The sequence below is a fragment of the Allochromatium tepidum genome (genome assembly GCF_018409545.1).
In the GTDB taxonomy this organism is placed as follows: domain Bacteria; phylum Pseudomonadota; class Gammaproteobacteria; order Chromatiales; family Chromatiaceae; genus Thermochromatium; species Thermochromatium tepidum_A.
This window is the reverse complement of sequence record NZ_AP024564.1, coordinates 85005-98937: the sequence shown is the minus strand read 5'-3', so window position 1 is coordinate 98937 and position 13933 is coordinate 85005. Positions and strand designations below refer to the sequence as shown.

The 13933-nt window shown below is 58.5% G+C and carries 12 protein-coding genes and 1 pseudogene; 6 read left to right on the top strand and 7 right to left on the bottom strand.

All coding sequences use genetic code 11. From position 1 onward, the window contains the following. Positions 1–23: 23 nt before the first annotated feature. Together Atep_RS15975 and Atep_RS15970 are read right to left on the bottom strand one after the other, a co-directional pair. Positions 24–3806 (bottom strand): hypothetical protein, encoded by a 3783-nt coding sequence (locus tag Atep_RS15975; protein ID WP_213381903.1) that lies wholly within the window; start codon positions 3804–3806, stop codon positions 24–26. Between the two features lie 212 nt (positions 3807–4018). Continuing rightward, positions 4019–4348, bottom strand: a complete 330-nt coding sequence (locus Atep_RS15970) for an RNA-guided endonuclease InsQ/TnpB family protein (protein ID WP_213381901.1) — start codon at positions 4346–4348, stop codon at positions 4019–4021. Positions 4349–4781: 433 nt separating this feature from the next. Here Atep_RS15970 and trfA point away from each other — a divergent pair, with 433 nt between their 5' ends. After that, positions 4782–5588 (top strand): plasmid replication initiator TrfA, encoded by an 807-nt coding sequence (gene trfA, locus Atep_RS15965; protein WP_213381899.1) that lies wholly within the window; start codon positions 4782–4784, stop codon positions 5586–5588. A gap of 785 nt (positions 5589–6373) precedes the next feature. Here trfA and Atep_RS15960 read toward each other — a convergent pair. Continuing rightward, positions 6374–6526 carry a hypothetical protein gene (locus tag Atep_RS15960; protein ID WP_213381897.1) on the bottom strand — a complete coding sequence of 51 codons (153 nt, stop codon included), beginning with the start codon at positions 6524–6526 and terminating at the stop codon, positions 6374–6376. A gap of 140 nt (positions 6527–6666) precedes the next feature. Here Atep_RS15960 and Atep_RS15955 point away from each other — a divergent pair, with 140 nt between their 5' ends. Together Atep_RS15955 and Atep_RS15950 are read left to right on the top strand one after the other, a co-directional pair. After that, on the top strand, positions 6667–7911 hold the full coding sequence (locus Atep_RS15955; protein WP_213381894.1) for a hypothetical protein: 1245 nt from the start codon (positions 6667–6669) through the stop codon (positions 7909–7911). Next, the gene (locus tag Atep_RS15950; protein ID WP_213381890.1) at positions 7865–8662 is read left to right on the top strand and encodes a hypothetical protein; all 798 of its coding nucleotides are present in this window, start codon (positions 7865–7867) and stop codon (positions 8660–8662) included. Before Atep_RS15955 ends, Atep_RS15950 begins: the two co-directional genes overlap by 47 nt. Positions 8663–8707: 45 nt before the next feature. On the opposite strand, the gene tnpA is transcribed toward Atep_RS15950, so the two are convergent. Continuing rightward, entirely contained in the window at positions 8708–9151 is a 444-nt protein-coding gene (tnpA, locus tag Atep_RS15945) for an IS200/IS605 family transposase (RefSeq protein WP_419467517.1), read from the bottom strand. Positions 9152–9168: 17 nt separating this feature from the next. Here tnpA and Atep_RS15940 point away from each other — a divergent pair, with 17 nt between their 5' ends. Together Atep_RS15940 and Atep_RS15935 are read left to right on the top strand one after the other, a co-directional pair. Beyond that, entirely contained in the window at positions 9169–10503 is a 1335-nt protein-coding gene (locus Atep_RS15940; RefSeq protein WP_236786832.1) for an RNA-guided endonuclease TnpB family protein, read from the top strand. 132 nt (positions 10504–10635) lie between these two features. Next, complete coding sequence (locus Atep_RS15935; protein WP_236786891.1) at positions 10636–11742, top strand: DNA methyltransferase; 1107 nt, start codon at positions 10636–10638, stop codon at positions 11740–11742. Between the two features lie 32 nt (positions 11743–11774). On the opposite strand, the pseudogene Atep_RS15930 reads toward Atep_RS15935, so the two are convergent. Continuing rightward, positions 11775–11996 (bottom strand): annotated as a pseudogene (locus tag Atep_RS15930) (tyrosine-type recombinase/integrase); the annotation flags it as partial. A 66-nt stretch (positions 11997–12062) separates the two neighbouring features. Here Atep_RS15930 and Atep_RS15925 point away from each other — a divergent pair. Next, positions 12063–12758 (top strand): hypothetical protein, encoded by a 696-nt coding sequence (locus tag Atep_RS15925; RefSeq protein ID WP_213382385.1) that lies wholly within the window; start codon positions 12063–12065, stop codon positions 12756–12758. Here Atep_RS15925 and Atep_RS15920 read toward each other — a convergent pair. Then, on the bottom strand, positions 12755–13222 hold the full coding sequence (locus tag Atep_RS15920; RefSeq protein ID WP_236786888.1) for an RNA-guided endonuclease InsQ/TnpB family protein: 468 nt from the start codon (positions 13220–13222) through the stop codon (positions 12755–12757). The two genes, Atep_RS15925 and Atep_RS15920, sit on opposite strands and share 4 nt — an antisense overlap. Continuing rightward, a complete protein-coding gene (locus Atep_RS15915) occupies positions 13216–13842 on the bottom strand; it encodes an IS607 family transposase (RefSeq protein ID WP_213382384.1) in 627 nt (208 codons plus the stop codon). Before Atep_RS15915 ends, Atep_RS15920 begins: the two co-directional genes overlap by 7 nt. Positions 13843–13933 lie beyond the last annotated feature (91 nt).

Below are 13933 nucleotides of genomic sequence, written 5' to 3'. Positions count from 1 at the left end.
TGCGCGCGCGATTCGTTTAGGTTTTAAGGCGAGGTCTGCTGAGCCAGATCCGGTATCGGAATATCCTGTTTGAACTGGGCTCCCAGATCCGATTCGACCGTCAGGGTCAGATTGCGGATGCGATCCTCATTCAGCCAGGCTTTCATCACCACGAACGCCTTGGATGTCGAGCGCTGAGGCTGACCATCCAGTTCGTAGTTCCATGTGTAGGAGCGCACGTAGCCGACGTCCACTGTGCATCTGGGCGTGAGATAGGGGCCGGAGGCCGTCATCTTGCTGTCGACCGAGCAACGCGGTTCGGGCGGAGCCTCTACCATCACATTGAGCGTGTTCTCGCCATAATTTTCGCGTTGGGTGAGTGTGCGTAGCACCACTTCATACTCACCGGGCTGCGTGAACGATACATAGGTTCCGGAGCCGACGAACTCCCCGACCTTCTGACCGTTGATGAGCACCTCGTTTTTCAGGAAGCGATCACCGCGCGGGACTTCCAAGACCTTCAGGCTCACGTAGTAGGAGCCTGGGGCATAGTAGGTCTCACCATACTTGGACACGATGTTGGCTTGCGCCTTGACCGTAGCGGCCGGCAGCACACTGAACTGATCGCTGCTGACATTGACCACATTGCCCCGCGTGTCCGCCACCTGAACGGCAATCTGGTAGGTGCCATGCCGGCTGATCTCCAATGTGCCTTGGGTGTTGCCGCTCTCGCGCTGAATCACGCCGTTGGGGAGTGACCATGTGTAGGTCAGCGGCTCACCATTGAGCGTGCGCAGATCGAAATTGACCGGGGCAATGTTGTAGCGGATCGAGGCTGGAACATCCAAGGAGATGGGGCTGAGTTGAATACGCCAGTCGGTGGGCCACCGATACACCCATGTGCGCATGCTATGGAAGGCGACCGAGGTTTCTTCCGGATAGCCATCGACGTAGGTGTAATAACTCAGACCGGTGTCGGAGGGTCGGACTGTGTAATCAAGTTCCAGCGCATCGACGCGGGATCCATCTGGAAGGGACCAGTATCCCTTGATTTCATAAGATTTGTCGACGCTGCTGGAGACCACGTCATTGTGGCGAGCTTGGAAGCGGTAGGTTTTCCCCGCCTCGACAAAGGTCGGCCCGGACAAGGTGGCGCGTGCCGCCAGCGGGTTGACGGCTTTGAGGGAGACGGTTTTCTTTACCGCGGACTGAGCGGTTTCCGGTGCCCCTCGCTCGCGGGCGCTCACCTCAATGACGTAGGATTTCAATTCTTTGGGGGTGAAGGTGAAGGTCATCCCGCCAGAATCCGAGGCCTCTTCGACCTTGGCGCTGGAGACGAATGACCATGTGTAATCGGCATCCAGCCCGCTGTCCGGCTTGACGGTCAACGTCACGGGTTTGCCGACGACCGTCACGGCCGGCGCTTCCACCGTAAAACTGGGCAGGTTGTAAGCCTGCAATTCAAAGGGTTCGGTCACGAACTCGGATCCCGAGAAACGGTTGGTCACAATGGCGCGATAACGTCGCTTGCCGGCATCGGCGACCTCCGCTACATAGTTCATCCCTGTGTACTCTGTGGCACCATTGCGCATGATCCGTTGCCATGTACCATCCTCGCGTTCCTGTTCCCAGCGAACGGATCCAACATTACGCAGTAGCGTGGAGTCCCGCAGCGAGAAGTAAATCGTTTGACGGAACGGAATCTTGCCGCTGCTTTGCCGGGCACTGAGCGACCCTTCCAGGGCATTGCCGCGCTGCGTGACCAGCACTCGATCTTTCGACTCAATGCGGTGATTGACGAGTCCCTCTGCCGCATCGAGCATCTGCGCCACCACGCGGATGGTTCTTGAACCAGCTGACAGTTGCCCGAGATCCACGGAGAAGGTGCCGTCCGATTGGATCTCAACCGGGGGCGACAAGGCGGACTTGTCTTCGGTTTTTCCGCTTTTTTTCTCGACGATCCATACCTGCCAGCGCCCCATACTCGCCGGATCGAACGTCACATCCTGGCCTTTGACGATCCCCATGTAGCCGTTCACAACGGTGTTCGTTTGATCGTGGCTCGACAGTTCTCGCTCCAGGTCGACGACCGGAGTCAAAGGGATCCCAACAAATTCGAGCGTCTCCTCGGTACGAAATTCCGGTGCCCGCTCATACCAACTTTCGACCTTGACGGGGTAGGTTTTCCAAGGCTCATCGACATGCAGAACCATGGCCATGTTCGATTCCTGCACAGCGCTATAGTGCTCACGCTCGGAACCATCGGGGTACGTCACACGCGACCGAACATTGCGATGACCGCCTTTGATATTGAGCAGGCCCGCCAATCGCTCTTGATTGGGATCGGTCTGCGCAAAATATTTTCCGGGGAATTGCGAACCGCTGCTGGCATAAAACGCCTCGAATGATCGGTGCGGCCGAAACGTAAAAGCGATCGTCGTCGGCGACGTTCCCTGAAGCAAAAGGTAACCATCCCCCGTTTTTGCCGGGTAGAACTGCGTGGTTTTTTCAATCGGGTCGGTATAGACCACTCCCGGCGTATAGCTGAACGCATTGTCGCCCAGATTGGGTACAGACCCGCGCAAGGCATTGGCACGATAGGGGTTGTACTTCAGTCCTTCCGGAAGCTCAGCCCACCGCAGCGCACAAAGGATGGCCGATGCCTGGGCTAGACGAAAATCGGGGCGCACCAAGGTCAGGGTCTGACAGGTGTCGGCCGCGCCGCCGGCGAGCTTGGCGTCGATGTCGATATCCTCGACCTTGATCGGCACCGATGGCCTGGAGGGTGTCACGGAGATCAAATCCGCCGGATTCCAGCGGCGCACGTTGAGCCGAATGTTCGGGGCATCGGGTAGGTTCACGAACAATCGGACCGTTTGTTGTCCGGTGCTATCCATCTCGTCAGTCAGGCGGGCGCGATAGACGCCCGATACCCCCGTCTGACGGGCAATCTCGCGCGATTGCCCCGCTTGAAGTAAACCTCCATCGACCTTGACCGTTGCGCTGTCCACGGCATCCACGATCACCGGCAACGCTTCCCTGTCGATAGGGCGCTTGGTCAGCGGGTTGATCGGCGCAATTCTGGGAATCACGCCGGGGAAATCCTGCACGAGCGGAACGGATACCGGGATATCGATGACGGGGCGCTGGTAGTTGAAATCCACTTTGGATTGTACGGCCCCCGTAATCGCGTTGAGTTGTGCCTCGATACGGTATTGGCCGTCGCGTAACGGCGGGTATCCGGCTGCACGCAGTGCTCCCGAGCTGTTGCGCGTCAAACCCAGAGGAACGACCGTCCCATCGGTGGCGACCAAACGAAAGGGGCTGTTCGACTCGTCCAGCCGGAATGTAGCGCGGTTGCCGGCGTCCAGGGGCACGCTGACCAGGCCGGCTTTCTCCATCGAGATCCGTGCCTCAACCACGGCGTAGCTCCCCGGCGGAAGCGAGGCCATGAACACCGGCGCAATGAAACCGGCGTTCACGACGGAATACTGTTCGGGTCTGATCGTACCCAGTAGTTTGGGGCCAAGGATCTCGGGACGCGCCTCGATACGGCGTATTGGCAGTCTGTAAAGCGCGAGGGTGTCCTCGTTGCGGATCTGGATATACCCCCCCGGCTGGGGACGATCGCTCGTCTCGATGTCGTAGGCATAGCCTCTCAGGGTCAGGATGCCGCTGCCCGTCACCAGGGGCGATCCGCCGGCACAGCCGTCCACATCGTTGACCTGGCAAACAGCGGCCACGATGCCGGCCTGCGCGAACGGTGAGAGACCGCCGGTCATACCGGCCAAAACGGCGGCTGTCAGAATATTTTTTCGAAACGGCATCCATTTGCTCCTGCAAGTTGTGGAAGTTGACATCCTCCCCGCCCTAAAGGACGGGGATTCCCAGGGTACGGCTCCCCGGCCGGGCGGTCCTCGCGAATCGCCTTTCCTGCTTCAATGCGGGATGACGCGTAGATCGGCTCAACCACCGCCGTTCCGCCGTCAGTGCCCGCTCCACAGGCTTTACGTCCCGGACGTCCTCCGGTAGTCCCAACTCACTCATGCACCCGCAGGGCATCGGCGCCCTGAAGGATGGCCCGGCCTGCCGCCAGGATGTTGCGCGCGGCATTGAGATCCCGATCGTGCCGCGTGCCGCACGACGAACAGATCCAGTGGCGGTCACTCAGGCGCAGGGCGCGATGCAGGTGCCCGCAGCAGGCACACCGTTGACTCGACGGATACCAGCGGTCGATCTGGACCACCGTGCGCCCGTACCATTGGGCCTTGTAGTCGATCTGACGGCGGATCTCACCGAACCCCACGTCCAGGGGCAGACTACGGGGAGGTGCGCGTGCGCGCCGGTGGTTCTGGGTATTTTGATACAAAAACAAAGCAATGTCATGAACAAAGCAATGTCATGCCTTTTGCGGCTGAAAGGTCAACTCCCCCGCCCTGAAGGGCGGAGCTTGTGAGAGCCGGCTGGGTTGACCAGCCTCAGCCCGCCTGACCGGGACGGTCGAAAGGGGCTCCGTGTGCCACAGGTCGCCACGACGCACCGGCGAAGGCTTCCTCAGTCCGCCGCTCTGAAAGGTCGAGATCATGCAGGCGAACGGTAAAGCGTCGCGTGTCGCGTCGTGAGACGCCGCACCGTCACTCGGCCCTTACGGGCAGCGCCTCACGGCCCGGCAGGTGGAAAGCCTGCACCTGTTTCCGGCGGCGGCACGGTCGTAGCCGCTATCCCTCCCCGCCCTGAACGGCGGGGCTTTTCGCGCAAGACGGGTAAAATAGATACACAAAAAACAGCAATGTAGGGATTTTATGGCCTCCAACCTCGACAGCATGCAGCACTTTCTCAAAATCCTGCCGAACGTGGCGCGAGACGGGGCGCTGGCGGCTCCGAACGCGACGCTGCGTTGTGCGCTGTTTGCCGGTGCCAATGCGACCAATCGCCGTGGGTTGCGGCGAGAAACCCTTGTTTCGTTGTCAAACTTTCGCTTGATCTACACAGGCCTGCGTCTGGATCAGGGCGATCTGGATTGCTGGCTGGCCGTCCTACAGGCCGCCCACGAGAGCCCGGCGGATCTCCAAGGGCGTTTTTGCGTCAGCGGACAGCGTCTGTTGCGACTGATGGGACTCAAAAATACCGGCCCCAATCAGGATCTGCTTGACGGACGTCTCTCCAAGCTCAAATCAGGAGCCATTGACCTCAAGGGGGAGCGCTACAGTTACGAGGGCAGTCTGATCGATGAAGTGTTTCGCGACAGCGTCACCCACCATGTGATCATCAAGCTCAACCCCAGGATGGCGATCCTGTTTGGAGCCGAATCCGGTTGGACGAAGCTCAGTCTCGACATCAGAGCGAGACTTGGCCGTAATGCCTTGGCCAAGTGGCTCTATGCCTACTTGGCCTCTCATCGGGTTCCAACCCCCATCAGGGTGTCACTGCTCAAGGAACTGAGCAGCAGCGAATATGCCGAGTTGTGGCGTTTTCGTCAGCATCTGCGCAAGGCGCTCGATGCCCTCAACCTTGCGACAGGCTGGGAACTGGACATTGATCGCGGCAGCGACTGCCTCGTGGGGCGTCCCATTCGAGCGACGATGCCCAAAGGCCATACCGCCGAATAGCGATTAAACCGCCTGTATCGCTTTCTGAGGCGTTTCTGAAGCGCCCTGCCCTCACCCCCCTTGCCTAAGTGTAGCGCCGCCCTAGCGGCGCCTGTGCGCTTGATCAAGACGTGCGGCAAACCCGTCCTTCACCTTCAGGGCGGGGAAGGATAGCGTCTGGCGTGGCGTAGTGTGGGATGCGATTTCGTGCATGGTGGTTCGGCCAGCCGGACTCCCCCCCGGGAGGGGGGGAGGGGGGGGTACTTCTTAAAATCTTCTTAAAGTACTTCTTAAATACTTCTTAGGGTATGGTGGGGTTTGGATTTTTGTTAGAAAAAACAATCTATTGCGCGAGATTTTGCGAGGCACAACCTACCCGGAGCAACGTGCCAACCTACCCGGAGCAACGTGCCAACCTACCCGGAGCAACGTGCCAACCTACCCGGAGCAACGTGCCAACCTACCCGGAGCAACGTGCCATGCAGCGATTCCGCACAGTTCCGCACGGTTTAGACCTTCCCTGCGGATTTTTAAAGCAAAAATCCGTGCAAATGTCTCGGCAAATCACCGCCCCAACCTACCCGGAGCAACGTGTCACGCGGCAATCCCGCGCATTTTCGCTCAGTTTCAGTGCAAGTTGCTGGAAAATAAAACAAAAAATCGTGCGATATAACCCAAATTCGCCCGCCGGTGCGCCTGCTAAGTCTCGTCGATCCAAAAATGCGCCTTGACACATCAAGTCAATACATTGCAATATTTTCTGTGTCGAAAAAGGCGTCCATACCATGCTTGAATCTCAAAAAAACTCAAAAAAAAACCACGTCGCGATTGAGCGGCGACTCCTGGAGCAGGCCGGAAACACCGAAATTTTTCGGCGCGTGAATGTCGCCCAGGTCGCACGCGAAATCGGAACGACCCATGCCATCGCGAACCGTGTGCTGCATTCGCTCGTTGAGCATGGCGTCCTGGAGAGATCGGCCCTTCGTCCGAACTGGTTCCGGCGCAATCCGCATCGGTGTGGGTGCGACCACCAGGGCGCAAATACCGAGCAAGGCGCTTCGGCGTCTTGTTCATAAGTTCATAAGTTCGAGTAACCGTGATGGATTTCCAGAAAAACGCCGCGATCGAAAACGACGTCCTGGCGGCGCTGAACGCCAAGACGTTTGCGCGCATCAACTGCAGCGACATTGCACAACGCCATGGGGTGCACCGCTCAAGGGTCTCGCGCGTCGTCTCGCGTCTGTGCCGTAATGGGCAGATCGAGATGGGTGGTTGCCGGTGGGGGTACTACCGGCTAAAAGCCGATGAGCGTGCCTCGCTGGCCGAGGCCGTGATCGCTCTGGAAGCGAAGGTGTCGGGATTGGAAGCCACGGTCAGCGCGCAGCTGATGCAGATTCAAGCACTCCTGGAGCAAACGCTATCGAATGTCGTGCCGACGGCTCAGGCCGAATCGGCTTCACCCTCCCCTCCCCCTGAGTCGGCAATCACCCTTTCCGATGATGCGCCATCCGAACCAGAGGTTCAGCCAGAGCAGGCTGTTTCTGTATCCAGTGAGACGGACGTAGAGGCGACACAGCCGCCTCAGCAGTCCTTGGATTTCGTGTCTCCAGATGCGCCGGCGACTGACACGACAGGCACTGACTTCGCTGATCAGGCTGCCAGACATGCCGCCACCAAGCGCAACGGTGCCGAGATTCCTTACGAAAAAGTGCTCGAACTGTTTCGAGACCATCTGCCCATGCTTCCTCAGCCATATACGGTGAGTCGCGCACGTCAAAAAGCGATTCGTTTGCGGTGGGATGACGCCCAGAAAGTCGGCTACTTTGATGAATTCGCTACACCGGACGGGCCGATTGCGGCCGGGCTTTGCTTTTTCGACAATTTCTTCTTACTTGTCTCGCGTTGCCCATTCCTGATTGGCAAAAAAGCCCAATGGCGTGCGGACTTTGACTGGTTGATGAAGCCCAACAACTTCATCAAAGTGCTTGAGGGGAACTACGTCGAAAAGCCGCATGAAGGGGGCGCGGTCGCCATCGCGACCTTTAACGACAACGATCGTCAGATCGTTGCCAACATTGTTACCACATATGGAAAGGCCGCCGTGGATACGGCGGCCTCTGAGTTGATTCGTCGGGGCGAGCAACCAACGACGAAAAGCGTCTTACAACACCTGAAAAGGCAGAAATCAGATGAAGACACTCTCAGGGATCTTATCAGAGACTATCCCGGAATGGAAGAATATCTTGAACGAACAGGACGTCTCACCCCTTCCTCGGTCTCCGGTGCGATCGACCCAAATGGTTGTATCGAAGCCGAATACTCCTGCGAGCCGGCCGGAACCTGATGTCACGGTGCCGGTGCAGGAACCCGAGGCGGTTTCAGAGGCCATGCAGGAACGCCAATTCTTTGTATTGGCACTCCTCAAGCGCATCGGCTACGACTGGCCCCAGGCGCGTCGATGGATCGACGACCCGGATCTCGTTCATGCCTGGTCGGAGACTTTCATCCAGTCCGGTCTAAAGCCGGAGGCGATTTGGGACACATACAAGCGCCTGGACCACATTCGCACGTCCGGCTTCGAGTTCCCGCCAACGATGCGCGAACTCATCGGATTCGCCATCAAGCCCTTCTCGGACGAGGACGTTTGGAAAAGTCTGGAACGCGCCGTCAACGTCGCCGCAACGGATCGCTATGATCGCCTCTCCTCCCAGGAGTGGTACGCTTTCAGGGAGATCGGGCGCTCAGAACTTCTCACCGGCAGTCGAGACTATCTGATGAAGCGTTGGGGAAAGCTGTTGCAAAGCGCTCACCGAATCCAGGATCTCCCGCCCCCGCCCCCCGTTCAGCCGGAACAGCACCGGCTTGCACGCGCTCCGCGTGTCCCCTCCTCCGAGGATATTCGCCAGGTTGCCGATTACATCGAATCACACTGGTATGATTTCATCACGTTCGTCAAGAACAATCATCGCGTCTTCTGCTCAAAGCTTCCGGATGATCCGCCGGATTTTGAGGCCTTGAGCAAGCGTCGCTATTTGTACCAGATTGGTAAGGAATACTTGGCGCTGTCGCAGAAGCAAACAGTAGCGGCGTCTTGAGCAAATTTGCCGCGCATCCTGCGCATCGACGCGAAGCGTGATGCGTCAGTCAAGCGGCGGCCCGAGCTTGCGAGGGTCATCCTGGTTTTCGATATAGCGCAGCAGCGTATCGATGTTGGCACGCCCGCCCACACTGATCAGGGCATAGGCACGGTTCCAGAAATAGGGCTTCCAGTAATACGGCGCGAGTTCTTGGGCGAACTCCTTGCGCATCCGGCGGGCGGTGACGGACTTCAGGTTCTTGACCAGATCGGAGAGCTTGACCGTGGGCGGAGCCTCGAACAGCAGATGCACGTGGTCGGCCTCGCCACCGAATTCGACCATCTGACACCCCCATTTGGTCAGCAGGTCACGCAGGATCTCTTCGAGCCGTGCGAGCATCGGCGCCGTCAGACATTTGTGCCGATACTTCATTGACAGCACTAGATGATAATAAAGCCTGTAAGCACTGTGGTTGCTGGTTCTAAGGCTTGATCTATCCATCGACATCACCTACGATATGAATCATGGAAACCATGATACGCACGGATAAGTGGCCCCTGCAAGCCACCTCGTATCAGCGGCATCTGATGCGGCTGACGCTGGCGGAATACCGTCAGTTTTGCCGTGCGCTCTCGATCGTGGTGTTGAATAACTGGCCGGAACTCCACGCTGCGCCCAGCTTTGCCGCCGCCGTCGAACGGCTCATCCATCCCACGAAGCTGCACCCAAACCCGCGTCATCACTATTTCGCCAAGCGCTTCTACAAGTTCCCGTCCTATTTACGCCGCGCCGCCATCGAGTTCGTCAAGGGCCAGGTGTCGAGCTACCTGAGCCGCTATCAAGCCTGGCAAGGCGGCGAGCGTAAACACCGCCAAGCCCGTCCGCCACGATTCAACCCGGTTGCTCAGTGCTATCCGGTGCTGTACCGGGGACAATTGGTGAAGTTCGATACCGATTTCACCACCGCCACCTTGAAACTGTGGAATGGCAAGGAGTGGCTCTGGCATGACGTGGCCATCAAGTCGGTCCGCCAGCGCCACCACACGGGCGTCGTTAAATCGCCAACGCTCGTGCTCAATCGGGACTATCACCTGGCGGTCCCGGTCAATGTCACACCGCCACGACTCCCCGATCACGGGCGCGTCTGCGCGGTGGATGTGGGGATCAATACGCTGGCAACAGCCAGCCTTGTTTCGCAAAACGGCACTGTCTCGGCGCGCGGTTTTTTCCACCCCGCCGCAGATATAGACCGTCGTGACAAGCGCGCCCGGATCATCCGCAACAAAGCGCGCAAAACCGCCAAGCTCTCCAAGGGCTTCGCGCGAACCTGGTATCGCAAGGCCCAGCACATCAACGAGCAGATCGCCCAGCAGACCTCGCGGCGCGTGGTGAATTTTGCGTTGGAGCATGGCGCTGACGTGATTGTGCTGGAAGATCTGAAAGGCTGGCGTCCTAAGGCGGGCAAGAAACGCTCGGGCCTGCGTCAGCGCTTCCATCAGTGGCTCCATCGTCGACTCGCCACGCTGATCGAGCAGAAGATGACCGAGGCCGGTGGGCGGATCGTCTACGTCTATGCGCGCGGCACCTCATCCTGGGCCTTCGACGGCTCGGGCCGCGTTCAACGCGATACCCAGCAATACGAACGGGCAACCTTTGCCAATGGCAAGCAGTACAGCGCTGATCTCAACGCCAGCTACAACATCGGCGCCCGCTATTGGGCCTGGAAAAACAAACTGACCCGCCGCAAGGACGGGCAGTTGTCAGAGGACAGACGTTCCCCTGGCAAACCGAGAATACCGGTCACGCTCTCAACGCTTTGGTTGCGAGAGCTTGAAGCCCCGCATCAATGCGCCGCATGATGCGCGGGAGTATTCACAGATTTAGTTCTTCGTTCAGGCGTTCCATGTTGCGTTTGCCCGCTTCTGTCTTGAAAAGACCCAGAATATAATTCTGGCCTAAATTAAGGCAATTTGATGTATAAGGGTCAAAAAATGACTGTTGACTTTCAGCGTGGCGATGCCGCCCTGAATGGGATTTGTCCGTATTTCACGATGTTCCCGCTCGATTTTCCGCTGAACATACTGCAGCGGAAAGCGCGCTCGGGTGATGTCGTGCTCGACCCCTTCTGCGGCCGGGGCACCACCAATTTCGCGGCACGTCTGGTCGGCCTCCGTTCCCTTGGAGTGGATTCCAGCCCGGTTGCTATAGCCATTACGGCCTCCAAGCTCGCGACGGCCACCGTCGATGACATCCTTGCCGAAGCGCGCAGTATTCTGACCGAACGTGACGCGCACCACATCCCGACCGGTGAGTTTTGGCAATGGGCATTTCACCCAACCGTGCTGGATTCGTTGTGTCGATTCCGGGAGGCATTTATGGAGGACTGCACCACGGACGCGCGTATCGCACTCCGTGGCATCGTGCTGGGTGCGCTGCATGGCCCGAGGCAGAAGAACTTCCCGAGCTACTTCTCCAACCAATGCCCTCGCACCTACGCGCCGAAGCCAGCCTATGCGTTGCGCTTCTGGCAGAAACGTGGGCTTGTGCCTGAACCGGTCGATGTCCTGGCAGTCATTGAGCGGCGAGCGAAACGCTACTTCAGAACATCTTCCGACATCACGGGAGCCGTGCGACTAGCCGATAGCCGCAATGCCGATTCTCTCCAGCCGGAAACGCCAGGAACGCGCTTTGACTGGGTGATCACCTCACCCCCCTACTACGGCATGCGAACCTACATCCCTGATCAGTGGCTACGCAACTGGTTCGTCGGCGGCCCCGACACTGTCGACTACAGCAATCGAGATCAGGTGGTTCATTCCAGCCCTGAAGACTTTGCAGCCGATCTGCGTCTGGTATGGCGCAACGCTAAAGAGGTGTGTGCGGAAGATGCCAAGATGGTCATCCGGTTCGGTGGCATCACGGACAGGCGCGCCAATCCGCTGGGTATTATCAAGAATTCGCTGAGCGGAAGTGGTTGGCGTATCCAGGCCATCAAGGAGGCAGGATCCGCTACAAAGGGCAAGCGTCAGGCGGACGCCTTTCTTCGCAACAAGACCACCCCAATGACTGAATATGATATTTGGGCTATACGCCAATGACCCAAATCTTCACGACGCCGACTGGTACGCCTTTGGTACGCCTTTCCGAAGGGTCCAATGATAACCTTGCCGCGTCCCTCCTGAATCTGGCTGTCCACGAAGTCGGCCCACCACTGCAACATCTGGCGCCGCTGGGCGAGATACTCCGCGCGGTTGTAGACGCCCCGCACTCCTTGTTGCTCGTGGGCGAGGGCCTTTTCGATCCAGTCGGAATTGAAGCCTTGCTCGTGGAGCTGAGTTGAGGCCGTGCGCCGGATTTAGTTGGAAACAGCGCCGACAGCCCGGCGTGGCTGTTCGGCGCGAAATCGAATCAAATCGACATGCAGAGCAAAAAAATTTTCACGTTGACAGAACATGCGCAACAGCGTCTGAGTGAGCGCACATCGCTCAGTCCCGATGACATCGATGCCGTGCTTCGGAACGGCGTCCAGATGAAGTATCCAAGTTTGAGCACGCGCTCGATGCGGCTTTTCTGGTCGGCGCCCGATGATCGAGCTTACCTGGCCGTCTATGACAAGCTAACGTACGAAATCATCACAATTCGACATGCCTATTCGTTTCATCGCGATGGGGTGGTACGTTGGCGCTCCTACACTGACCACGGCGGATGCTCAGATCCGAATTTTTCGGAGCGCGTCAAGCCCCGCCATGTTCTCAAATGCTTGAAAAAAGCCGGGGCTTCGATTCCCCATAATCTGTATCAGGCCGGACTTCGTCCTGCGGCCGAACCCCCGGAGTCACATCCAAAGGGCTACACGCTCAATCTCCGCTATCGGCTGATAGAAGACGACTATCCACCTGTGCGGCTGTTGAAGCGGCTGACAGCCGATCAGATTCTGGATGATGTGGATACGCAGGATCTCTATGCCCTGACGCGAGAGATCTTGGGTGAAGCGCTCGGTTCATTGGTTGAAGCCTGCATCGAGTTCAAGGAGGGAAAAAACAACGCCGGGGTCGGGCGCCTCTTGTTCGAAATTGATTTGGATGTTGAGCATTTGCGAGCAAAGGTTTTTTAAATCTTGCTGATCGTCGCCTGCTTGGTCTGACCGGTGAAGCGCAGCGGTTGGCGCATCGCGAGGCGTGACTTGAGACGCTCGATGCGCAACGTGCGCCCGTCTACAGCGAACTTGGACGGCTCACGCAGGGCGAAGGAGTCGTTGACGTCCTTTTTCTTGAACTGCGGATAGCCGGGATGCTTGGAACCGGCCTTGACGCGCCGAAAGAACCCCTTGAACGCGGCATCCGGATCATCGATGGCGTTGCGCGTGACGCGGCTGGAGACCTCGGCGTACCAGGGAAACTCCACGCGCAAGACCGTCATGTAGTGCTGGTAGGCCGCCGCCTTCGACCACTTCACGCCGGGCCGGCTGAAATGCTCCAGCAAGTGGTTGTAACAGTGCCGCCGTGCGCCGCACGCCTGATTGAGGTAATCGGCCTGCTCGGGCGTCGGGCGCAGTTCAATCTTGTGGGCGATCAGCATGAGGCCTCCACCGCCTTTTTCACGTCATCCAGGAGCTTGCGGTTCCGGCGCGAGCGGCTGTCGTAGAGCCGGGCCGAGAAGACGGTGATGAGCTCCTGTACATCGCTCGCCAGATCTTCCTCGAAGGTGGTGTCCTCACCTTGGTTGAGGATGACCACTTCGACCTGCTTGGCCTCGCAGAGCGCGAACACCAGTTCCGCGCCGAAGCGCAGCAGCCGATCCTTGTGGGTGATGACCAGCCGCCCGATGCGTCCTTCAATCACCTCATTGAGCAGGCGTTTCAAGCCTTTTGTGTGATAGTTCATCCCCGACCCAAGATCGGCGATGACCTCGAAGGTCCAGCCCTGGCGGGCGCAATACAGTTCGAGCACTTGCTTTTGACGCTCCAGGTCGGCTTTTTGGTCGTGGCTGGAGACGCGCGTATATGCGATCGTGCGCCGGGCGCTCTCAGGGGCGTGAAAGCGCTCCGGGCGCAACCGGGCCAAGTCATAGCGCCGCCGCCCGCCGGCGGTGCGCTCATCGGGAATCAGCTTGCCTTCGCGCTCCCAGCGCCGCAGCGTTTGCGCCGCGACGCCGAAAAAATCGGCGGCCTCTCGGATGCTGACCAGTTTGCGTGACATCGTTAAAATATAAATTACTGCGCAAAAATGCGCAACTCATATTGAAGCTGTTCGAGCCCGCAGACCGGACAGGTCCGGCTGGTGTGGCGTG

What these genes read in the sequence shown, in the direction of transcription:
- trfA (WP_213381899.1), top strand. Translation starts at nt 4,782, where the DNA reads ATGGCCTCCAACCTCGACAGCATGCAGCACTTTCTCAAAATCCTGCCG.
- Atep_RS15950 (WP_213381890.1), top strand. Translation starts at nt 7,865, where the DNA reads ATGGTTGTATCGAAGCCGAATACTCCTGCGAGCCGGCCGGAACCTGAT.
- Atep_RS15940 (WP_236786832.1), top strand. Translation starts at nt 9,169, where the DNA reads ATGGAAACCATGATACGCACGGATAAGTGGCCCCTGCAAGCCACCTCG.
- tnpA (WP_419467517.1), bottom strand. Translation starts at nt 9,151, where the DNA reads ATGTCGATGGATAGATCAAGCCTTAGAACCAGCAACCACAGTGCTTAC.
- Atep_RS15975 (WP_213381903.1), bottom strand. Translation starts at nt 3,806, where the DNA reads ATGCCGTTTCGAAAAAATATTCTGACAGCCGCCGTTTTGGCCGGTATG.
- Atep_RS15920 (WP_236786888.1), bottom strand. Translation starts at nt 13,222, where the DNA reads ATGCTGATCGCCCACAAGATTGAACTGCGCCCGACGCCCGAGCAGGCC.
- Atep_RS15925 (WP_213382385.1), top strand. Translation starts at nt 12,063, where the DNA reads ATGCAGAGCAAAAAAATTTTCACGTTGACAGAACATGCGCAACAGCGT.
- Atep_RS15935 (WP_236786891.1), top strand. Translation starts at nt 10,636, where the DNA reads ATGACTGTTGACTTTCAGCGTGGCGATGCCGCCCTGAATGGGATTTGT.
- Atep_RS15960 (WP_213381897.1), bottom strand. Translation starts at nt 6,526, where the DNA reads ATGCTCAACGAGCGAATGCAGCACACGGTTCGCGATGGCATGGGTCGT.
- Atep_RS15955 (WP_213381894.1), top strand. Translation starts at nt 6,667, where the DNA reads ATGGATTTCCAGAAAAACGCCGCGATCGAAAACGACGTCCTGGCGGCG.
- Atep_RS15915 (WP_213382384.1), bottom strand. Translation starts at nt 13,842, where the DNA reads ATGTCACGCAAACTGGTCAGCATCCGAGAGGCCGCCGATTTTTTCGGC.